This is a genomic window from Enterococcus sp. BWR-S5 (assembly GCF_016745255.1).
Taxonomy (GTDB): Bacteria; Bacillota; Bacilli; order Lactobacillales; family Enterococcaceae; genus Enterococcus_L.
This window is the reverse complement of the sequence record NZ_JADOEQ010000011.1, coordinates 135,101-156,796: the sequence shown is the minus strand read 5'-3', so window position 1 is coordinate 156,796 and position 21,696 is coordinate 135,101. Positions and strand designations below refer to the sequence as shown.

Annotated in this window: 21 protein-coding genes; 18 read left to right on the top strand and 3 right to left on the bottom strand. The window is 40.0% G+C overall.

The features are described from left to right. Nucleotides 1-66 precede the first annotated feature (66 nt). The 4 genes from IW510_RS13585 (at nt 67) to IW510_RS13570 (ending at nt 4,739) form a co-directional block, all read left to right on the top strand. Nucleotides 67-1,920, top strand: a complete 1,854-nt coding sequence (locus tag IW510_RS13585) for a BglG family transcription antiterminator (protein WP_202060533.1) — start codon at nt 67-69, stop codon at nt 1,918-1,920. 127 nt (nt 1,921-2,047) lie between these two features. After that, nucleotides 2,048-3,430: an MATE family efflux transporter gene (locus IW510_RS13580; protein ID WP_202060531.1), complete on the top strand. Its 1,383-nt coding sequence runs from the start codon at nt 2,048-2,050 to the stop codon at nt 3,428-3,430. A gap of 155 nt (nt 3,431-3,585) precedes the next feature. Then, nucleotides 3,586-4,083 carry a hypothetical protein gene (locus IW510_RS13575; RefSeq protein ID WP_202060530.1) on the top strand — a complete coding sequence of 166 codons (498 nt, stop codon included), beginning with the start codon at nt 3,586-3,588 and terminating at the stop codon, nt 4,081-4,083. A 98-nt stretch (nt 4,084-4,181) separates the two neighbouring features. Further along, a complete protein-coding gene (locus IW510_RS13570; protein ID WP_202060529.1) occupies nt 4,182-4,739 on the top strand; it encodes a TetR/AcrR family transcriptional regulator in 558 nt (185 codons plus the stop codon). Nucleotides 4,740-4,788: 49 nt separating this feature from the next. Here the strand turns inward: IW510_RS13570 and IW510_RS13565 are convergent, their stop codons facing one another. Beyond that, entirely contained in the window at nt 4,789-5,076 is a 288-nt protein-coding gene (locus IW510_RS13565; protein WP_202060528.1) for a hypothetical protein, read from the bottom strand. Between the two features lie 372 nt (nt 5,077-5,448). Between IW510_RS13565 and IW510_RS13560 the strand changes: the two genes are divergently transcribed. The 4 genes from IW510_RS13560 (at nt 5,449) to IW510_RS13545 (ending at nt 8,813) form a co-directional block, all read left to right on the top strand. Beyond that, nucleotides 5,449-6,141: a response regulator transcription factor gene (locus IW510_RS13560; RefSeq protein WP_202060527.1), complete on the top strand. Its 693-nt coding sequence runs from the start codon at nt 5,449-5,451 to the stop codon at nt 6,139-6,141. After that, a complete protein-coding gene (locus IW510_RS13555) occupies nt 6,142-7,107 on the top strand; it encodes a sensor histidine kinase (protein ID WP_202060524.1) in 966 nt (321 codons plus the stop codon). Nucleotides 7,108-7,171: 64 nt separating this feature from the next. After that, nucleotides 7,172-8,104, top strand: coding sequence for an ABC transporter ATP-binding protein (locus IW510_RS13550; RefSeq protein WP_202060523.1), 933 nt, complete (start codon nt 7,172-7,174; stop codon nt 8,102-8,104). After that, on the top strand, nt 8,088-8,813 hold the full coding sequence (locus IW510_RS13545; protein WP_202060522.1) for an ABC transporter permease: 726 nt from the start codon (nt 8,088-8,090) through the stop codon (nt 8,811-8,813). Before IW510_RS13550 ends, IW510_RS13545 begins: the two co-directional genes overlap by 17 nt. Before the next feature lie 75 nt (nt 8,814-8,888). Here IW510_RS13545 and IW510_RS13540 read toward each other — a convergent pair whose 3' ends face one another. Further along, nucleotides 8,889-10,805: a BglG family transcription antiterminator gene (locus IW510_RS13540; protein WP_202060521.1), complete on the bottom strand. Its 1,917-nt coding sequence runs from the start codon at nt 10,803-10,805 to the stop codon at nt 8,889-8,891. Nucleotides 10,806-11,053: 248 nt separating this feature from the next. On the opposite strand from IW510_RS13540, the gene IW510_RS13535 reads away from it, so the two are divergent. The 8 genes from IW510_RS13535 to IW510_RS13500 all read left to right on the top strand — a co-directional run bounded on the left by IW510_RS13535 (nt 11,054) and on the right by IW510_RS13500 (nt 17,536). Then, nucleotides 11,054-11,368, top strand: coding sequence for a PTS sugar transporter subunit IIB (locus IW510_RS13535; protein ID WP_202060520.1), 315 nt, complete (start codon nt 11,054-11,056; stop codon nt 11,366-11,368). Nucleotides 11,369-11,388: 20 nt separating this feature from the next. Then, nucleotides 11,389-12,660 carry a PTS sugar transporter subunit IIC gene (locus IW510_RS13530; RefSeq protein WP_202060519.1) on the top strand — a complete coding sequence of 424 codons (1,272 nt, stop codon included), beginning with the start codon at nt 11,389-11,391 and terminating at the stop codon, nt 12,658-12,660. Between the two features lie 22 nt (nt 12,661-12,682). Continuing rightward, a complete protein-coding gene (locus tag IW510_RS13525) occupies nt 12,683-13,024 on the top strand; it encodes a PTS lactose/cellobiose transporter subunit IIA (protein WP_202060518.1) in 342 nt (113 codons plus the stop codon). A gap of 24 nt (nt 13,025-13,048) precedes the next feature. Then, complete coding sequence (locus tag IW510_RS13520) at nt 13,049-13,855, top strand: histidine phosphatase family protein (protein ID WP_202060516.1); 807 nt, start codon at nt 13,049-13,051, stop codon at nt 13,853-13,855. A gap of 82 nt (nt 13,856-13,937) precedes the next feature. After that, complete coding sequence (locus IW510_RS13515) at nt 13,938-15,368, top strand: glycoside hydrolase family 1 protein (RefSeq protein WP_202060515.1); 1,431 nt, start codon at nt 13,938-13,940, stop codon at nt 15,366-15,368. Next, nucleotides 15,368-15,979 (top strand): hypothetical protein, encoded by a 612-nt coding sequence (locus tag IW510_RS13510; protein WP_202060514.1) that lies wholly within the window; start codon nt 15,368-15,370, stop codon nt 15,977-15,979. The genes IW510_RS13515 and IW510_RS13510 overlap by 1 nt, the downstream gene beginning before the upstream one ends. Nucleotides 15,980-16,108: 129 nt before the next feature. Continuing rightward, nucleotides 16,109-16,627, top strand: coding sequence for a hypothetical protein (locus tag IW510_RS13505; RefSeq protein WP_202060513.1), 519 nt, complete (start codon nt 16,109-16,111; stop codon nt 16,625-16,627). Between the two features lie 168 nt (nt 16,628-16,795). After that, complete coding sequence (locus tag IW510_RS13500) at nt 16,796-17,536, top strand: DUF2310 family Zn-ribbon-containing protein (protein WP_202060512.1); 741 nt, start codon at nt 16,796-16,798, stop codon at nt 17,534-17,536. A 152-nt stretch (nt 17,537-17,688) separates the two neighbouring features. Here the strand turns inward: IW510_RS13500 and IW510_RS13495 are convergent, their stop codons facing one another. Beyond that, entirely contained in the window at nt 17,689-18,633 is a 945-nt protein-coding gene (locus IW510_RS13495; RefSeq protein WP_202060511.1) for a helix-turn-helix domain-containing protein, read from the bottom strand. 860 nt (nt 18,634-19,493) lie between these two features. Between IW510_RS13495 and IW510_RS13490 the strand changes: the two genes are divergently transcribed. Both IW510_RS13490 and IW510_RS13485 read left to right on the top strand, forming a co-directional pair. Then, complete coding sequence (locus IW510_RS13490; protein ID WP_202060509.1) at nt 19,494-20,255, top strand: hypothetical protein; 762 nt, start codon at nt 19,494-19,496, stop codon at nt 20,253-20,255. 43 nt (nt 20,256-20,298) lie between these two features. Next, nucleotides 20,299-21,690 (top strand): SMI1/KNR4 family protein, encoded by a 1,392-nt coding sequence (locus tag IW510_RS13485; RefSeq protein ID WP_202060507.1) that lies wholly within the window; start codon nt 20,299-20,301, stop codon nt 21,688-21,690. Nucleotides 21,691-21,696: the final 6 nt, after the last annotated feature.

The window sequence follows — 21,696 nt, the reverse complement described above, 5'->3', positions numbered from 1 at the left end:
ACGTGTTATTTTATGGGTAGAAATGATATACTGAAGAAAACAGTACGAGCGTTTCAGGAGGGAAATATGAATATCTCAAAAAGGCAAACTGAATTGATTAAAAGACTAATAAATAATCATGATATGATGACGGCGAGCAGTCTATCTGAAGCCTTGAGTGTCTCCTCGAAAACAGTCCGAAATGACATTCGGCAGATTAACAATATGTTTCAGACTGCTGTTATTGAATCGAAATCTGGCCGAGGATATTTTATTCAGGACCCAGACCATCATTTAGATGAATTTCTGACAGAAGATGAACCGCAGAACCTTCAATTTGAATTGTTAAATCGAATCATTGATGAACAGGATACCGGCTTTTATGAATTGGCTGATGAATTCTTTATCAGTGAATCAACACTGGATCGAATTGTTAAGGAACTGAACAGAGTGATTGCACAAAGGGATGAATCCTTATGTATTATTCGAAAAAACAACCGCTTATTGATTGAGGGGAAAGAGGAGCAAAAACGGCAAATATTCAATATTTTTCTTAATCAGGAGATAGAGAGTCATAAGCTTAGTTTGGATAAGTATGCTGATTATTTCGAATTTTGTGACTTAAAACGGCTATCTGGCTTAATCGTTTCTTACCATAAGAGCAACCAATTCGCGATGAATGATTTTTCAACGATTTCTTTTATCCTCCATGTGGCTGTTCTAATTGAACGCATCAGTAAGGGGAGTTATGTTCAGGTTGATCGAACCAAGCAAATTGATGAGCGTAGTTACGAGTTGGCAAAACAATTTACAAAGGAACTTGAGAGAAAGCTGTCTATTGTCATTCCTTCACAGGAGTTATACTATATTGCCCGTCTATATTCGGGCAAATTTATATTGGCAGACCAGACAAATGAAGAGCAGTTTGTTACGATGGTGGACCATTTGCTGACACATATTGCGCTTGTGTTTCATATTGATTTTTCTGCGGATGAGCGTATGAAGGATTACTTAATTACCCATTTATCAGCATTGTATGAACGAGCAGTACAGAAGCAGTATTTGACGAATCCGCTAACTGAAGAGATGAAGAACAAGTTTCCCTTTATTTATAATGTGAGTGTTTTTGCGGCTGATTTTATTCAAAAGGAGCTGGGAATCACATTTCCTGATGATGAGATTGCCTACATTGCTTTGCACTTTCTTTCGGCTTCAGAAAATATTAATTATGGGAAAAAAAGAAGGCTTTTGTTAATTTGTCCATATGGTGTCGCGAGTCGGCGTCTTGTTCGAAATAAGCTGAAAAAAATGACGAAATACTCAATTGAACTGATTGAATCGACCTCTATTTTTGATGTGGAGGATTTATTAGGTGATGAGCTTGATCTAATTTTATCTACGGAAGAATTAACAACTCCGACAAACACACCTATCTATCATTACAACTCCTTTTTTAGTGATGAGGATGTTAAAAATATTCAAGCGCTGCTTGAAAAACGAGAATCATCTGAGTCTATCCTTAATCAGTTTTTTAAGGAAGAATTATTCTTTCCCGGTCAAACATTCAAAAGTCGTGAAGAGGTTATCACCTTTCTCTGTCGGAATTTGACAGAATACGGGTATTGCAAACCAGACTATACGGAAAAGGTGTTAAGTCGAGAGCAATTATCTAGCACTTCTTATGGTAATTATTACGCAATTCCTCATGCGATTCAGCGGAGTGCGCTTAAGAATGCTGTTGCAGTTTGTTGTCTCGATAAGCCTATTGACTGGGGCGGTAATCGTGTCCGCCTAGTTTTACTGTTGGCGATGAAGGAAGAACGAGACAATTCTTTTGAAGAGCTGTTCAGTCAACTGGTTAAGATACTTAGTGAAGGCAGCTTTGTTAGAAAGCTGTCCAAGCAGACAAACTTTAAAACATTTATTGAAATGTGCGAGTAATCAAAATTGATTGATAAAAAATGAATGCATAAACATGCCACGTATTTTTACTGTTTCCCGGAAAAACAAACAGTAGGAATAAGTGGCTTTTTTTGTTAAAAAAAATACTTTATAACAGGAGGAATATATGGAAAAAAATAAACTGGCTCAGGGAAGGATTCTCCCGCTAATCATCAGTATGTCATTGCCGCCGATTTTTTCGATGGTGGTTCAATCGCTATACAATATTGTTGATTCAGTTTTTGTAGCAAAAATTAGTAGTGAAGCATTGACTGCTCTATCGGTTGCTTTTCCTGTACAAAATCTGATACTAGCTTTATCTGTGGGATTTGGGACAGGAGTCAATGCGTATATTGCAAGAAAAATGGGAAATAAAGAGCTGCAAAGTGCAGAGCAGGCAGCTGCGCAGGGATTGATTCTCTCCATGGTTCATTACTTGATTATTGTAAGTCTTGGTTTGTTTCTATCAGAACCGTTTATGAGATTGTTTTCGAACAACGAAGAGGTAATCAGACTAAGCGGCAGCTATACACGTATTATTATTCTTTTTAGCTTTGGACAGAATATCCAGATTATGATTGAAAAGATTTTACAGGCCTGCGGCAATATGATTGCTCCTATGTTTTTTCAACTGATAGGTGCAATAACCAATATTATTCTGGACCCAATTCTTATCTTTGGCTGGTTTGGTTTTCCCGCGTTAGGCATTCAAGGAGCCGCTATTGCGACAGTAATAGGTCAGCTTCTTGCCATGCTTACGGCTGTTGTCGCATTGGTTTTTCAAAAGCAGCAGCTGACCATTTCTTTTCGACGGATGAGTTGGAATTGGCGAATGATTCAGGAAATCTATCTTATAAGTGCTCCTTCATTTCTGATGCTGTCTATTGGGTCAGTGATGGTGAGTGGCATCAATTTGATTCTAAAAGGTGTGTCAGAAATCGGTGTTGCGGTGTTCGGCGTTTATTATAAGCTGCAATCCTTTGTCTATATGCCAATTAGCGGTCTTGTTCAAGGCACGCTGCCTATACTAAGTTACAGCTATGGGGCGAAAAATAGAGAACGATTACTGAAAACACTCAAGCTCTCACTGCTTTTATCAATGATATTTAGTATAGGCGGGTTATTGTTGTTCTGGCTGTTACCAAAAGAAATTATGCAGCTGTTTACGAATGAGAGTGCCCTGCTTTCCACTGGTGTTGGTATGCTAAGAACCATCAGCTTCAGCTTTGTTTTTGGTTCTCTTGGTTATATTTTTGCTTCTTATTTTCAAGCAACAGGGAGTAATTTCTTTTCTCTAAGTATTACGTTGCTTCGTCAGTTGCTTTTAGTTTTACCTTTCGCTTGGTTGCTTAGCAAAGTAATGGGGATTGAAGGTATCTGGATTTCTTTTGTATTGGCTGAGTTTCTGACAGCAGCCTTGACAGTATACCTATTTCAACGGGATTATTCACGGAAAACAATCTACAGAAAAAAAGGCTTGAAGCAGGTAAAGAATAGTTGCAGCTCTTGAAAATAAAGAGTGCCTGGACAAAATCCGCAGAAGAAATACAGCTGGCATGCAAAAAGCTGGTCATGTATCTGATTGACAGTTCTTATACTAAGCTATATACTTATTTTTGAACGTTGTTCAAAACGTTGTTCAACATTTGAAGGAGGATGAGATGGATGGAAGCTATCAGGTTTATCCGATTACCGAAATGTAAAGCAGTAACTTCCGGATATGCGTATAATGAGGAGCCGTTTCAAAAAAACGGCAAGCTGGAGTTGTTTGATTCTTTTTGGAGTAAACTGGACGAAAGCAGAGTAGATAGATGGTATTCACGTGACTATCTGATGTATGGGCGAGAGCAGGATGCCATGATTTGGTACTACGCTGTTCCGGATGATTTCAATCAGGATGTCTCCCCTTGGGAAATAGTAGAGTTGGAAGGCGGTCTCTATGCCTGTGCGGCAGCAAACGCCGGCAGCTTTGAAGATGAGCAGAGAGTGTATGGAGAAATAAAGAGATATATCGCAGACAGTGAAAATTTTATTTTAGATGAGAGAGAAAATCATTATGACCTTTGCACCGTTATGACACCTTCTGATGTAGAGAAAGCACTTGGCTATTCTCAAATAGAAATTATGGTACCGGTAAGGATTGTAGCATCCGATACCTTGTAAACGTGAATGAGTAAAGAGTGGCATGGTAAACTGTTGTCTATTTATATATAACAGAGTAGACCAAGCAGGAAAGCGGATGTAATTTTAAGGAGGTTCCTATGACGATTCATGAGGATGTAATAGAAAAAATTATTTCTACAACGATGATGCTTATTCAGGAGTCTGACGGGAATATAAAGAAGGTAACAACAAGAATGATTGCAGAGAAAGCCAATGTAGCGGTTGGTGCAATTAACTACTATTTCAGATCCAAGGACCGGCTGGTTGAGCTTGCTCTGGAACGAATTATTGAAGAGCAGAGGGAAGCGGGTGTATTAAATAATAGGACCGGTGACACACAACAAGATTTGATTGCATTTAGTCAACAGTTTGCAGATCGTCTGTTCGGACATTCAGCAGTTTCAGAAATGGCTATTTTGGAAGACATGAGGAGTCCAAAATCAACTGATAATACAGCTAAAAGTATCAAGGAATTCTCAGCGTTTGTGTCAATTGAAGCTGGCATGGAGGGGCAACTCTTTACTCTGGTAAACACGATTCAAGCGGCCTTTTTACGACGGAAGCAAAGTCTTGCTGAAACAGGTGTTGACCTGATGAACAAGGAACAACGGGATTTGTTTGTCGAAAAAATAGTTACGCTATTATTTTTTAATTAAAGAAACGAAGACTTGCAAGCGACAAGTCTTCGTTTCTTTTTTTTTTTGACTATTCATCGTCTTCCTTGATTAGCGTTTTTTTGAAAAGGCTTGAGGTAAGCTTCCAGTATAAGAGTGAAAATGGAATTTCAAGTACTAAGAAGGTCAGCAGGATGCGCCCGCTTGGAATATTTCCACCCCATAGAAGCACGAAGTAGACGACGTATTTCAGAGAAAGCGCGGCAATCGCTGAAACCAGCAAGCCGTTCACAGCTTCCGATTTATGAAGCAAGGCATAAAGAATTGCCTGCATCACCACGATAACCGGCGTTGAAACCACTGAAAAAATGATAGTCATTATAAGTGTTAATGCAATATCTATCCCATCCATGTCATTTAGTATAGCATTGGCTGTACTAAATGAGAAGGCGAATAAAGAGGCAGTTAATGGGCATCAATTGGTGGGAAAGCAAGTCACTGCTTGTTTCTCCTTTAAGAAAATGATAACTACTTGTAGCCGGCCGAAAAAAAGCAAAAGAAAGAAGAAATCAGACTTCTTTTACAAACTATATGTAAGAAAGCCGTGAACTTCGCCAATTTATTGACCAAGTGAAATCAGCGCGGATAGGAAATCGCTAGCTGTTCATCGCTATAATTCGACTTTAGTCTGATGATAAGCCCGCTTATTTTTTTTATGATGAAACTATATGTGAAAGAAGAGGTGGGAGCGATGACAAGTATACTTATTATTGATGATGATTGTGAATTGGGTCGGTTATTGGCGCAGTGTCTGACCAAGGAAGGCTATTATGTTCAAGTGGCAGAGGACGGGGAAAAGGGGCTGGCGCTTGCAGAAAGTGAAGCTTTTCAGTTGATTGTTCTGGATGTAATGCTTCCAAAGCTGAGCGGGTTTGATGTGTTGCAACAAATCCGCCAATCAAGCTTTGTACCGATACTGATGTTGACAGCAAAGGAGCATGAAGCAGATAAGGTTTCCGGCCTGCGTTTAGGTGCGGATGATTATTTGACGAAGCCCTTTAGTATCCAAGAGCTGATTGCACGTATTGAATCACACATTCGACGTTCTACTCGTTTCAATACAGCAGTCTCTTTAGAAGGTGTGCAGACCATTGGTGCGTTTAAATTGGAACCAGCTTTGCACTCAATCAAGGTTAACGATGTACCCTTGGCGTTAACTGATTTTGAATATCGCTTACTCTCTTTTTTCATGGCGCATAAAAATCAGGTTTTTACTAAGCAGCAGCTTTATCAACAGGTTTGGAAGGAACCTTATCTGGATTCCGATAATACTGTGATGGCTTGTATCAGTAGGCTGCGGCTGAAAATCAGACAGGCAGCTCCAAAGCAGGAAGCAATAGAAACGGTATGGGGTGTGGGCTATCGATTCAAGGGGGCTAGATAAATGTGGTTTTACATGAGTATTTTACTGGTTTTTATAGGAGTCATGACAATGCTCTATCACTTTGCTTATCGGAAAAAAGTGACGCAGCAATTAAAGACAATGAATACTGTGCTAGCCGAATTATCTACTGTAAAGGATGCTCGGCAAAAGATTGTTTTGCCTCAGAATGCACCTCTAGCAGAAGTTGCCTTTTCTCTCAATCAGCTTCTGGCAGATAAAAATGAAGAAATCTATAAGCTGCAACAAACGGAACAGTCACAGCGAACGTTTTTGAATCATCTTTCCCATGATATCCGTACCCCGCTAACTTCTCTGATTGGCTATTTAGACGCTTTTGATAAAGGATACTTAGAGAAAAATGAGCTGCAAGAGTATTTGCCATTAGTATTGAAAAAAGCAGAACAGCTGAAGCTATTGACGGATCAACTGTTTTTTTGGTTTAAGCTGGAAGACAGTAAAGAGATGTATACAGACACGCTGGATATCAAACTATATGACTTGAACGAGCTGACCAGAGAGTGTGCTGTTGTTTGGATACCTCTGCTTGAACAGCTGAATTTGACCTATCAATTCGAAATTGCGGAAGAGGCTCTGCCATTTATGATTGACCGAATGGCTTATACCAGAATCATCGAGAATCTACTGAATAATTGCGTGCAGCATAGTCAGGCGAAGAGGCTTTGTCTTTGTTTAAAATCAGATAGAAATGGTGTCAGGTTAATAATCGAAGATGATGGTATTGGCATTTCCGAACAGGATCAGCCTTTCATTTTTCAAAAGCTTTATCGTTGCGATTCTGCCCGCTCTCAGTCAGGTTCCGGTCTGGGATTGGCCATTACGAAGGAGCTGGTTCGGCGTTTGGGAGGAAATATTTCTGTAAAAAGTCAGGAAAATCAAGGCTGTATGTTTGAGGTTTGGTTATCAAAGAACGATTTTTCCACGAAAGGAAGTCAGGATTTTTTATGATTTGAGTAAGATTTCTGTAAGAAATGGCTGGTAAGCTTAAGCTATCAGGAAAGGAGTGACAGGAATGACGAAATGGATGATTCAAACAAAAGCATTAACGAAGGAAATCCAAGGTCACGTGATTCTGGATCATGTAGCAATTCATCTGCCCGCCGGTAAGATATACGGACTTTTAGGACCAAATGGGGCGGGGAAAACCACCTTAATGAAGCTATTGTTAGGTTTACAGAAGCCAACTTCCGGAGCAATGTATTTCATGGGAGAGAGGCTATCCGAAAAAAGCACGGCAATCTATACTCGTTCTGGTTCGATGATTGAAGAAGCCGCTTTTTATGGAAATCTGACCGCCACCGAAAACTTAGAGATATTGGCTGAGATGCGTGGTGTAACAAAATATCGAGCAATAAAAACCGTTTTGGAAAATGTTCGTTTGGATACAGCCGGGAAAAAGAAATTTAAAGAATTCTCTATGGGGATGAAGCAGCGACTCGGTATTGCAGCAGCTTTACTGCATGAGCCGGAGCTATTGATTTTAGATGAACCGATTAATGGCTTGGACCCCATGGGAATCAAAGAGATACGGGAAATGCTGCTTTTTCTGAATAAGAAATATGGAACGACTATTTTGATTTCCAGCCATATTCTATCAGAAATTGAGCAGATGGTGGATGTCATCGGATTTTTAAACAAAGGGTATTTAGTTGAGGAGGTCAGCCTTCAAGAGCTGCAGGACAGAAACAGGGATTTCATAAAAATAAAGGTGACTGATGTGAAGCGTGCCTGTTTTTTACTTGAAGATGAATTAGGCATTTCAGATTATGAGGTATCAGAGGACGATTTTCTGCGTATTTATTCGAAACAAGCAGATACAGGAATTATCACAAGCTGCTTTGTCAAAGCAGGACTAATGGTCTATGAGGTATCTAATCAAAGCTTTCAGCTTGAGGATTATTTTAGCCGGCTTATAGGAGGTGACGAGCATGCTTTCAACAATTAAAATTGAATTTTTGAAGCTTCGGCACAGCTCCCTGATTTTTGTTTGTTTATCGGGAAGTTTCTTGTTTACACTTTTAGCGGTGATGAAGGATGTTCTGCGTAGCGAGTCAACGCGACAAGTGCCGCAAAGTATTTGGTTGACTGAAAATATGATGATTAATAATTTTATGGTAACCTTCTTTTTAAGTACGATGCTTCTTGGTTACTTGATTCATAGAGAGTATGAAGAACGAACGATAAAGAACTTATGGATTACCGGGGTATCGAGAGCAACAATCCTGTTCAGTAAGCTGATTGTCTGGTTTATACTGCACATCATTATGTACACAGTTGCTTGTATAATCGTTTTTCTTGGGTACCGCAATATTTTTCTTGTTTATGAATTAACATTTACAGATATTTTGGGTAAGTTTATGTTGTCTGCTTTTATGGCGGCAATCGTCATTTTACCTTTGGCATGGGTAGGGATAAAGCAGAAGCAGCTGTTTTATCCAACTATTTTAGTAGGAATTCTATTTGCAATTTTGGCTGTTACCGGAATTACTTTCCCAGATAAGTGGCCGGTTATTATTCCATGGTCTGCTGCGTTTGCGTTATCCTCCATGGATTTAGGCGATACGGAGCTATTGATTGCCGTTCTTTCTGTTGCTGCAACAGGTATTATCGGCGTGATTTCAATGTTTATCAGCTTTCAACGTCAGGAAATATAAATACAGATAGCAGCTAAAAAATAGTTTTGAAAGAACCACTCAGTCATGACTTATTTGCATGACTGAGTGGTTCTTTTAATGTGTTCTTATTTTCCCATGAATAAAGCGGCGAAAATCTTCAAAGGTTGAAACATTCTTCAATTCAGAGTAAATATCAGGAGAATCAAATAAGGAAATCAGCGCTTCGTAGATATCCGTAAATAGCTGGCGATCCAAGTCATTGATAGCTGCAAGGAGAACAATATGAACTTTGCGGCCATTCCAATCAATGCCCTCACTAGATAGCAGGACAGCGATGGTTGTTTTCGTGGCATCCATGTAGACTGAATGTGGAATGGCAATGGATTCAAACGCAGTTGAGGAGGCATTTTCACGTTCAAGAACCTGTTTATAAAAAGCAGTCGTTACAATGCCTTGTTTTTCCATCATCACACACATATCTTGAAGTAATTCATCTCGTTGTTTCTTTTTTTCCGGAATAAAGAAAAGCTCTTCGTTGAAGTAAGAATCAAAGTTTTTACTCAAAATTTGTTTTTTCTGATTTAAGCGAATATTGGCTACCTCAGATACGAGTGTGAGTCGTTGTTCTTCGGTATAGAATGGGGCGATATTAATTCGCTTATAGTGCTCACTTTTTGGTACAGGAATAGTAGAGATTAATAGCTCAAAGGAGAGATTTTCGATATTGGAAAATTGTGAAACCACAGCTTTGATATTCAATTCATTCCCAAATTGCTGGGACAACCGAGCATAAAGCTTCTTGTCTAATCCCATGTATTTAGGGCATAAAACAACTGTTTTAATCTTTGAGAAGTTGCGTTTTTGTCCTTCCAGCTCGGCACCAATGTGCAGAGCGATATAGGCACACTCGTCTTCGTTGATGGTAATATCGAATAGTTCGCCTAAACGAAGAGAGATGAAAACGGCAATATCATAGACGATGGGATAGTCCCTTTTCAAAGAGTCCAGCATAGGATTTTTCAAAAAGGATTCCTGCTTCGCCCTTGAAAAGAGACCGCTTAAATGCAAAGCAAAAGGTACCATGAAGCCTTCACTGTCCAAGCTGATACCAAAGGTTCGGCGTACTTGCTCGAGTACAGTAGTCATCGCCGCGAGTATTTCAGGTCCAGCAATATTTTCCAGTTCCTTTATGTCATTGGATGGAATGTAATTAACATTTGCATGGAACAGCATATGAATTTCTTCTTTTTCCAGCTCATTCAGTGTGAGCTGGAATTCTTTTTCTATCTCCTCAATTAGCCGTGTGACAAGCATAGCTTTGTCTTTTCTGAGCCAAGAGCTGAACCAATCCCGGGAAATCAGGGATTGATCGTTTCGAACAGACTCGATAAGAATCAATAGATGCAGCATCAGATTCATAAAGGCAAAGTCATTCATATGATAGTTTGATTCCTTCATAACCAGCTGAATGATTGTGGAAAGCATCAGGACATCTTCTGGTTCAAAGTTCTGTTCAAGTATCTCTTGATCCATGAACTGATACGGCATCTCTTCAAAAATGATATAGGAAATTAAGCGGCGTTTTTCTTTTTCTTCACCAAGAATATAGATGCGGTCATTTTTTATGATGAATTTGACTTTGTATTTCTCAAAGGTTTTATTCATTCGTGAAAGGTCCGCTTTTAACGTTGAATAGCTGATAAATAGCTCTTCGGCAGTATCAAAGGTATCAGGCAAAGCATTTTCAATCAGTATTCGCTTGATAATGTAAAACGCACGGTCTTTATAAGTCTGCGGTACCTCGGGCTGCTTTTCTTCAGTGCTTAAGAGTAAGCGAGCTGCTTGAGGATTTATGGTATAGCCTAAATTGGATGAAAAAATCACAGGCTGACTGCTGGATTTATTTAAATCGGCAACATAGCTTTTGACTGTTCGCATAGAGATATCAAGAGTCTGAGCCAATAGTCGGGAAGACAGCGGTTGTTCCTGCTGAAGCAAAAAATGTAATAGTTGTTCTTGCTTTTCTTTCATCTTGAACGATCCCTTTCTGGAAAATGACTGTGGCGACTTTTTTTGTAGGGGAAAACCACAGAACGATTTCCACTAATGTACTTACTAGTATAAAGGTTGTGAAAACGATTTTAAATAGAAATTTGCACCGGTGCAGTGCAAAAGTTCAGTTGAGAAGAAGCGCTGAAAACGAAATAATCAAGGCAAGACAAACAGCCGCCGAGACGAAAGAATCGACTAGCTGTAAAAACATTTTGGAGGTTATGAAAATGGAAACAATCAATATGCTGTTATGTTGTGGTGCTGGGATGTCCAGTGGATTCTTAGCGCAAAAAACAAGAAAGGCTGCGAAAAAACGCGGAATTTCCGGTTCAATTGATGCACGAAGTGAAAGTGAAGTATCCCAATACTTAGATACTATTGATATTCTGCTGCTAGGACCACACTACGCTTCCTTCAAAGAGGAAATGGCCAAACAGGCAGCACCGCATAATGTAGTGGTCGATGTGATTCCACAGGATATTTACGGCATGCTGGACGGAGAAGGTCTACTGGATTTTGCCATACAAAAATTAAGTAATTAACAACGAAAGGGGTAACAATAATGAAAAAATTCATGGATTGGCTGGCGAACTCCTTTGCGCCAAAAGCCAAGGTTTTAACACAAAAACCTGCAGTAGCAGGTCTATCAAGTGCGATGCAAAAGCTGATTCCGTTTATCATGACGGGGTCAATTGTCTTCTTTTATAATGTCTTCCGCTCTTATTTACCATCATTGCCGGATTTGAGTAATATTTCCAACTATTCCTTTGGGATGATTGGTCTGATTGCAGCCTTTATGGTGGCGAATCAATATATGGAGAAATTCAAACATCCGAATTATTCCATTACAGCAGGGATTGTATCGGTTTGTTCTCTGATGATGTTTCTGCATCCTGTGGGAGCAGAGGAGGGTGTCTACGATATGGGGCGTGTTGGTCCTACAGGAATTCTGATTGGTGTGATTACAGGTGCCGTTGTCAGTGTGATCTTCCATTATTTCAGCAAGCTGAAATTGTTGCAAAACAGCGAATTACCGGATTTTGTAGTGGAATGGATTAATAACATCATTCCAATTTTCCTCAGCCTAGCACTATGGTCTACGTTGATATTTGGTTTGAAGATTGATATTTTCCAAGTCATTATTGGGCTGTTTGAACCCATCCAAAATTTTGGACAGTCATTGCCTGGCTTAATTTTATTGGTATTGATTCCAGCATTTTTCTACTCTATGGGAATTTCTACTTGGCTGTGGTCAGCAATTCAAAACCCAATTTTTATTGCGGGGATCGCAGCAAATACACTGGCTTTACAGCAGGGAGCTAATCCAACAAATATTGTAACGAATGAAACGGTCTATAGTATCGGTTTGATTATGATGGGTGGGACTGGTGCAACACTAGGCTTGAATCTGCTGATGTGTTTCTCAAAATCAAAGAAGCTGAAAACTTTGGGCCGGATTTGTATAGGACCTTCCATCTTCAACATCAATGAGCCGGTTGTATTCAGTACACCTGTTGTCATGAATCCTTTGCTGATGATGCCAATGTGGATTAATTCAATCGTAGGCAGCTGTGTTATCTGGTTTGCCATGCGAGGCGGCTTATTGAATATTCCGGCAGAGCTGATGCAGCTGGCACAGATTCCGGCACCGATTTCCAGCGTGATACTGACGAAGGATTTCCGAGCAATCATTTGGTATGTTGTCCTATTTGCCATCTATCTGGGGATTTGGTATCCATTCTTCAAGGTTTATGAAAAGGAATTGCTGGCAGAAGAGGTTAAGGCAGAGGAACAACAACAGGAAACGATGATGGGTGCAGAGGCAGTTTCTTAAAAAAGACGAGGTGAAAAGCAGAATGAAAAATGAGTTAGTAGAGGAAGAGGAAAATGAGTTGATTCCTGTAGCCATGCAGATTATTTTACATGCTGGGAATGGCAGAACAAAAGCGCAGGAAGCAATCAAGTGTGCGAAGGAGAAGAATTTTGACGCCGCAAGAGTCTGTTTGAAGGAAGCGAAGGACAACATTGTATTGGCGCATAAATCGCAAACGTCGATTATCCAGAATGAAGCAGCCGGAAAGAGCTATGCGCCGTGTTTATTATTCACTCATGCACAGGATCATCTCATGACGATATCAAGTGAGGTCAGTATGACAGGAGATTTGATTGATTTGTTTGAGCTGGCTTTGAAGCACTAAAGAAAAGAGTGAAGGAGTAAAGCAATGAAAAAATTTCAATTGGCTCTATTGATGGGGCTTGCGTTCCTATTGACCGCTTGCGGCTCTTCGTCAGCAGAAAAGGAGACGGCGGCAACCGCGGATGAAAATACGACTGATGCAATGACTGTCTATCTGGTTCGTCACGGCAAGACTTGGTTCAATACAATGAATCAGGTGCAGGGGTATAGTGACAGCCCGTTGACTGAAATTGGTGAGAAACAGGCGAAAGCAGTGGGGGAAGGGATGAAGGACGTGACATTTACCTCTGCGTTTTCCAGTGACTTAGCTCGTCAACGGAATACAGCTAAGCTGATTTTGGCTGAAAATAGCGGAAAGGCGCCTGAACTGACGGAGCTTGTCGGTTTTAGAGAAAAGAATTTCGGCAGCTTTGAAGGACAGTCCAATGATGCGATGAACATTGCTGTGGCAGAGGATTTAGAGCTTGATTACCCAACTGATAGTGACGAGCTGTGGGCATTTCTGAAAGAACAGCTGGGTGAAGAGGAATTGGCAGACCATATCGCGAAGGTTGATCCTGAGCAGGAAGCGGAGACGTATGAAGAAATCAAAGCTCGTGCGGCAACCGTGATGGATGAAATGATTACCCAAGCGGAAAAAAATGGCGGCGGCAACATACTGATTGTTTCATCCGGAGGAATTATCCCAATTATCATGGAGGTCATTGCACCGGGTGAATACAATGGCGAAAAAATCAGCAATTGCAGTGTAACAACACTGACCTACAAAGATGGTAAGTACACGATTGAGGCGATTGGCGACACCACATTTGCCGATCAAGTAGAACAATAGCTAATGACTTGTGAGAAATCTGAAGCAGTCCGTTATTGACTCATCCTTCAGTTTTTAATAAAAAAGATGAGGAGAGAAGAATATGAACAAAGAGTTTCCAAAAGACTTCCTATGGGGAGCGGCAACCAGTGCCTATCAAGTTGAGGGTGGAGCAGAAGCGGATGGCAAAGGCTTGTCCCAACAGGATATTATCAATCAGGAACGGCATGAAAAGTTTGGCTTCGCAGATGCTAGTGTTGCCAGTGACCACTACCACATGTACAAGGAAGACATCGCATTATTTAAAGAGATGGGGTTTACCAGCTACCGCTTTTCGATTGCGTGGTCACGTATTTTTCCAAACGGCGACGATGTAGTCAATGAAGCAGGTGTTCAATTTTATCGTGATTTAATCAAAGAGTTAAAGGACAATGGCATTGAACCGATTCCAACCCTATATCACTATGATTTGCCGTGGGCGCTGGTGGAAAAATATGGCGGCTGGCTGTCAAGAGAGGTCGTAAAGGACTTCGAGATTTTTGCTAAGTATGTTATCAATGAGTTCAAGAATGATATAAAGTATTGGATTACGTTGAATGAACAAAGTATCATCGTTCAGTATTGGACACAAAAATGTTATGTCTTGCCGGAATACCAGAATAATAATCAGCTGCGTTATCAGATTAATCACCATATGAATTTGGCACAAGCGACCGCAGTCAAATATGTTCATGAGGTTGGCGGATTGGCGGGACCTGCTTTGGGCTATGCGCCGGTATATGCAAGAACCTGCAAACCGGAAGACCAATTAGCGGCATTAAATGCCAACGATTTAAGAAATACGTATTATCTGGATGTTTATTTTAAGGGCTATTACAACGTTGCAGCACTGACTTATTTGAAGCAAGCAGATTTGGCACCTATCATGGAAGAGGGAGATGAAGCATTCTTCGCGGAAAACATTTCAGACTTCTTTGCTATCAATTATTATGATAGTCAGTGTGCACATGCTTGTCCGGAGGGGGCAGAAAGAAGCTGGTCCGGCTATAATATTAGCGGGAAAAAAGGGGATATGTCTGGTTTTGAAACACATCCGGGATTTTACCAAATGTGCCCGAATCCTGAGCTGCGTACAACAGATTGGGATTGGGCGATTGATCCAATTGGATTGGAATATGTCTATCGTGACCTATATACTCGCTACAAAATTCCTTTTATGATTACTGAAAATGGTCTGGGTGCCTATGACGAGCTGACGCCTGATGGGAAGATTCACGATGATTATCGTATTGATTATTTAAGAGAGCACATTCAAGCAACAAAACGAGCAATGGATATGGGTGTTGAGGTTGTCGGCTATATGCCTTGGTCAGCAATCGATCTATTGTCTACCAGTAATGGTTATAAGAAACGCTATGGATTAATCTATGTTGATCGAACTGATGATGATCCGAAGGAATGCAAACGAATCAAGAAGGATTCTTTCTACTGGTATAAGAAAGTTATCGCTTCTGACGGCGTGGATTTGGATTAATGAAAATGCTTCTTCGCTATCTGCTTTCGATTATCGGCTCTTCAATTGTCGGCGTTGGTGTTGGCTTGTGTGTAGTGACCGAACTGGGGGCAGATGCGCTAGGTGTTTTATGGGAAGGGCTGGCAGGACGTTTGCCCATCACTGTCGGTCAGGCATCGTTGCTGGTAACCTTCATTTGCTTGACGGCGGTGTTCTTTATTAATAAAAAAGAATTGGGACTCGCTACTTTATTGAATCCCATCGCAACCAGTATTTTTACAGATATCATGATTCGACAAGTTGTCATTGATGCGCCCTATTTGATGAAAATAGGCGTTGTAATTAGCGGAATTGCTTTGATTGGGATTGGCTCAGGGATTGCTGCGGCAACTAATACCGGCAAAGAGGGCTACATCGCTTTAAGCTTTGCTTTGAGCGACACATGGCAGCTCGATTTAGCAAAAGTTCGTATGGGATTGGACACGCTATGCTTTGTGATGGGGATGCTTCTTGGCGGCAAGTTTATGTTGGGACCGATTTTTGGTGTGGTATTGATTGGACCTTTATTGAAGCTATCCAGCCAGTATTGCAGCAGAGCGATTGCGCCATTGATGGAGACTGTGAAAGAATAGAGAAATGAAAAACAGACCTTTCGATAAGAGGTCTGTTTTTCATTTTATAAATAATCTCGTTTATTGCCTGCAACTAATGCTATGATAAAGGAAAGAATCATAGGCAGATAGTGATAAAGGAGTGTTGGGATGAAACTGGCATACAGCAAAGCAGAGTTGGTTGTTATCAGAGTACTATTGAAAACAGAAAATATCAGCAGAGAGCATTATCTACCGTGGTGTTATCAACTGATCGAACAACTTGAGGAACCGCCACAATGGTTGCTGGATATAAGCTATGCTCAGGACGGAAGAGCTGTGGAAGCAATCCTTCATTCATGTATTTATCGTGAAGGTCCGGTTGGTGAGGTTCCCTATGAAACAGATTTGGAGATTGCTGTTCTGTACCTTGATTACCAAGCGGGCGAAATTAACTGGGCGGATTTTTTACTTAAGGCTGGACAGCTATCGGACTGCTGTGAAGGGAGAATCGAATGCAGCTGTTTTTTTGGTCTTCTTAATGCGTATGAAGCAGTTTCCGGTCTGGCACAGAACTTGAGAAGAGATGGCCAAGAACAGGAGATAAAGAAGACCTATCAGAGTGAAATCCAGCAAATAGGGGAGTGCAGAAAGCATTTTGAAAATTTTTACAATCGAAATATTCGATAGTATTCCTTTGCAGAGGTGGAATAGACACACGACTGGATGAAAACCAGGCGTTGTTTGCTGATAAAGAAACCAGTACTCTGTGGGCACTGGTTCAGCATAAAAAACAATATTTAGAATTAGATATATCTCTTTATCTAACGAATAATAATGAAAGTTGGAGGTTCAGCTATGGCTTATGATATCTATGAAATAAGCTTTACATTGAGACAATCAATTTGTGTGTCAGAGGAGGACGAGAACCGTATTATTCCCTATCTAGCCATGCTGTACAAGAATGGATTAATTGCTGTAAACTATCAAGTATATAGAACGGAGAAGGTAGTAAAGGCTGTTGTTACTGCTTCGGGTTCAGAGATACAAGAGGCAAAATATGAAAATATCTACAGTAGAAAAGAGAGAAATGAGCTGGAAAAGGATTTTCAAATAGAGTGGCAGAAAATTGGTGTCAGTACAGACTTCGAGTCGGCTTGTCAGTGCAAAAAATCTAGTTGGTATCTATTAAAAACTGATTTTTCTGTTGAAATCACTCCTGTAGTATGCGGCACTTGTAACGGTAGGGTACCGCTCTATCAACTCCCCTATATCAATGGCGAACAAGAATACTATACGGTATTAGGATGGAAAAGTGCTTATGAAGCGATGGATCGCCTATTTCTACATAGCTTGCATGACCGCTACACTTACCGCCAGTTACATAAGCCGGATTCCCAACTGTCAATAGAAGGCAGAGAAATTGCAGATGCTTTTGAACAGGCTGTAGGTAAGCCCTTCTATTATTATTTATTTAGCTATTACCGCACAACAAAACAATGCCCTGTGTGTGGGAATGATTGGCAAGCTGAAAAAAGTGTTGTCGATTATCAGTGCAGTACATGCAGATTAGCAAGTGATCGAACGACCTATGATTGATGGTGGCATCGTTGAAAGCAAGTGGTGAATTATTTTCAAGATGCGAGCAATTGAGGCTTAGAAAATCTTTGTATAGAAGAACGCTGAAGCAGGTGTATGCACAAAGGAATGGTGTACACCTGCTTCTTCTCAAAATTGATAGCCTACTGCAACTAGCAACTTACGCATTTAACTACCTTCAAAAAGCTTTGCAGCTTTTTCATAGATGTGAAATTCTGATATTCCTTGCACATCAAATCAAAAATTATTTTGTCTTCAATCGCCAACGCAGCGGATAGTGAGGAGATATAATAGCATTCTGCTCTTTCCGGTTCTTCTAAAATACGATAATTCTCAGCGATTTCATACAGCATTTCCGGCAACCGTGCCGTGGAATGATGAGTCAATACCCAATCCTTTCCTGTCATAGCGATATCTAACGCCTGAGTATGCATGTTCAGATACTTATAGTTTTTGCTGGCACTGTAGTAGATGATGGCCAGTTCGGATGGCTGGTCTTGGAAAGCAAGATTATTAATATTGCTGCAGGCGGTATCGAAAAACAGCTCTGCTTCTTTGTACTTTCCATCAAGGTGCAGCACAGCACCAATAGAACCAATCAACAAGGTTTCAGTTTTTTGGAAGATTTTTTTTCTATTGAGAATTTCATGCAAGTCCCTATTCTTTAAAGAAAGTGTTTCTGTTAATCCTAGTTTGAGAAGATTCAGCGCCTTTGTGTTATCTTTCAAATGAAAACAAGTATAAATTCCTTGATAATATAAAAGCTTTTGTTTATCCGTTTTCTCGTATGCTGCACGCCAGATGGTTTCGTCATTCAGTAAAAGGTCCATCTTTTCGTATTCTCTATTCAGCAGGAATAGATTGAGCTGCTGGAAGCTTTCATTTAATACTTCAATATGATCAATTGATTTTTCAGTGATGGATTCCATCGATATATTCAATCTGCTGCAAAGCTTCATCAGCATGTCATACGAGGGTGTCCGCTTCCCTTGTTCTATCAGACTGATTTCTGCTTGAGAACAAATACGTTCAGCCAGCTCCGCTTGGGTTAAGGCTCTTTTTTTTCTATAAAATTGTATATATGCTCCTAGTTTCATAGCTCCTCCGAATATTACAATTGTAATAAGACAATTTGTTTTGTATATATTATAATCTATTTAGAATATATTGAAAGTGTTTTCCCCAATATATTGTGAGGTGATAGTATGTTTGAGCTTCTTTTATTTACCTTTAGAGAGCTTCCAATCTGGTAGTTAGTACGGTGGAATGTATTGATGAATGAGGGATTATCCAATACCTGGTGGAAGAGTGTTGGTAAATGAAACAAAGAGAACAAGAGCTTGTTGTGATGCATCAATGATAAGAATCATTTTTGGATATGTGTGAAAAAAGCTCAAAGCTATTCTTTGGTTTTCGATTTAAGAACTCATGATAAGTGTGTGATTGGACGTAGGCAGTTTACTTTAAACTAAGAGTTTTAAGCTTTATCTTCCTACTTTTAATATATTTGTTTGTTGACGGTGCGTATTCTTTCTTTTTTTGAAATTATACATAAATACAGTCAAAAATAAGTTGCAGACTGCTTTGTGTCAACGCAGCTTTCATTACGTCCATGACTACAGGCTCGTTGCTTTGGCAACGAGCCTGTTTGTCCTAGTGAAATAGTGAGCGAGTGTTTAGACAAGAATATTTTGGGTTGGTTGGAGAAGCTGTCATAGCAAATTAAGATATAAAAAATGTAGATAATACGCAATTCAAGTTAGTAGGCGGTTCAATGTCTGTACCTTATCTTAGATAGTCAAAAAACCGCAGTTAAACTCATAAAAGTAACGAACTTTCCTATAGATAATGGTACTATAGGATTAGCAGTGAAAAAAACGAAGAGACTAAAACTATACTTTGTAAGAAGAATTTACAGTTTTTTTCGTTAATCGAAGGAACTGTGGGGGAGGCTTGTATGAAGAATAAAGAAAAAGTTTTGGCAAAAGCAATTACGTTGATTGACTATCACAAAGCTGGAAAGCTAGGCGGTACAATTATGCCTGAAGACTGTAATCCAAACTACTCGGTTGGAAGTAGAGAAAACTATTTATATTTTACATTACCAATGGCATTGAACTATCAAAGGAATGCTTATAAATTATGGGAAAGTGTTAACGCTTCAGCAAACGATTCGCAGACAGCCGAGTTGTTTCTTCCTGAAAAAGTTATTCTTATGGGGGAGGAAGAACTGAGAGAAAAGCTGACCAAGCACAAGGTTGCTCTGCAAAAAAACAAACAGCCTGTCATTTGGAGACAGTTGTGTCAGACGTTTCATGAACGCTTTGACGGTGATGTTCGGAATTTTTTCGAAGACAACGAGTACACTGTGTCAAAAATTAGGGCATACATGCTCAAGCACAAAAAAGCATTTCCTTATTTATCAGGGAATAAAATCATGAATTATTGGTTATATGTTATGACCCAATACACTGATGTACAATTAAAGGATCGGGAAAATATTTCTGTGGCACCAGATACGAATGTTATACAAGCTAGTGTCAAGCTGGACTTAATAACAGAGGAAGAGGCCGGTCATAGCAAGGTTCAGCAAATTGTAGCAGAACGATGGGCGGAGCTGTTCCAGGGAAGTGAGTATGAACCAATTGATATCCACACACCTTTATGGCTATGGAACAGAGGGGATTTTCCTTACTCAGATGACTTTTTTGACCATTGAGCCTCATTAATTTTAACAGAAATACATAATTTTGGAGGAAGCGATGTTAAACACTATAAAAAAATTATTTCTTAAAAAATCACGTAAGGAAGAATCGAAAAGCCTGGAAGCTGTGGAATGGTCTCCTTATACCGATGAGCGCCTGACGAATGCGCATGGTGTATACATACAGAATTTAGTTGCAATGGCTGGCAAGGTGGATGCTGAACGAAAGGTTTTTGGTTCAAGTAAACACAAGTACCAGCTACGACCGGTCTTATCATTGGAAGAGTTAAAGGCCTTTGAGGTAAAGTATCAAATCAGCTTACCGGAAGAGTATGTGTTCTTCTTGACTCATGTTGGAAATGGCGGAGCAGGACCTTATTATGGCTTGACCACATTGGAAAAGCTGATTGGTACTGAGGAACATGCAGCGGCAATTAGGAACGAGGCGTTGATAGATAAAAAACTGAGTAGGGCGCAGTGGCAGCAGCTGATGGATGAGACGGAAGAGGATGACGATTTATACGACAAAGCGATGGAACGCTTGTATGGCGGAATGCTGAATATCGGAACACAAGGCTGTACCTATGACAATTTATTGATGCTCAGCGGGTCTGAGGCTGGTAAGATTGTTTATATCGATTGGAATTTATTCTCTGACTATCCACCTTATTTAACGAACATGACTTTCTTGGACTGGTATGAAAATTATTTCAAAGAAATTATTCAAGGGAATAGCACTTCTTCCTATGGTTATTTTAGATTAGGAAGTGAAGAGAAGCTGAAGAGGGATTATGCTACAGCGAATAAAGAAGAAAAGCATGACATTTTGAGAAGCCTATATCGATTTTCAGCAGTCGATGATCATACAGTCGCCTTTATTCAACAACGAGAAGATAAAGAGCTAGATACCTTGCGATTGGATTTATTGCTGAAGTTCGATGAGGCTGCTGCTATGGAAATGTTTCATCTGCTGCTTAGTGGAGAAAATAGTGAAGCAGCCGTTGCTTGTGCGCGAAGAATTCCTGAGGCTGAAAAAGACGGCTACTATACTACTATGGCAAAACTACTTTGGGACGAAACACTGCAGGAAAAAAGCAGAGTGATTTTCTTTATGAAGGAATGCAGTGTCTTTACAGGAAAAGACTTGCTTGCATTTGCTATGGATAAAACCTTGGCAGAAAACGATAGGAAAACAGCGGTTTGGGCCATTAGCAATGCAAAGGATTGTATGACGTATCTTAATGAGTTTATTCTTTGGATGGATGAAGAGTCCTATTGGGTTGCTCATGCGGCGCTCCAAGGCATGGCTCGTGAGCAACATCCCAAGCTGGTTGACGCCTATTATAGGATGTGGGAAAAATACAGTACTGATCAAACAATGCGGTCTAATTTAGTCATTGCGTTTGAAAACAATGGTATCCAAATAGAGAAAGAAATGAGTCAAAGGTGATTAAGA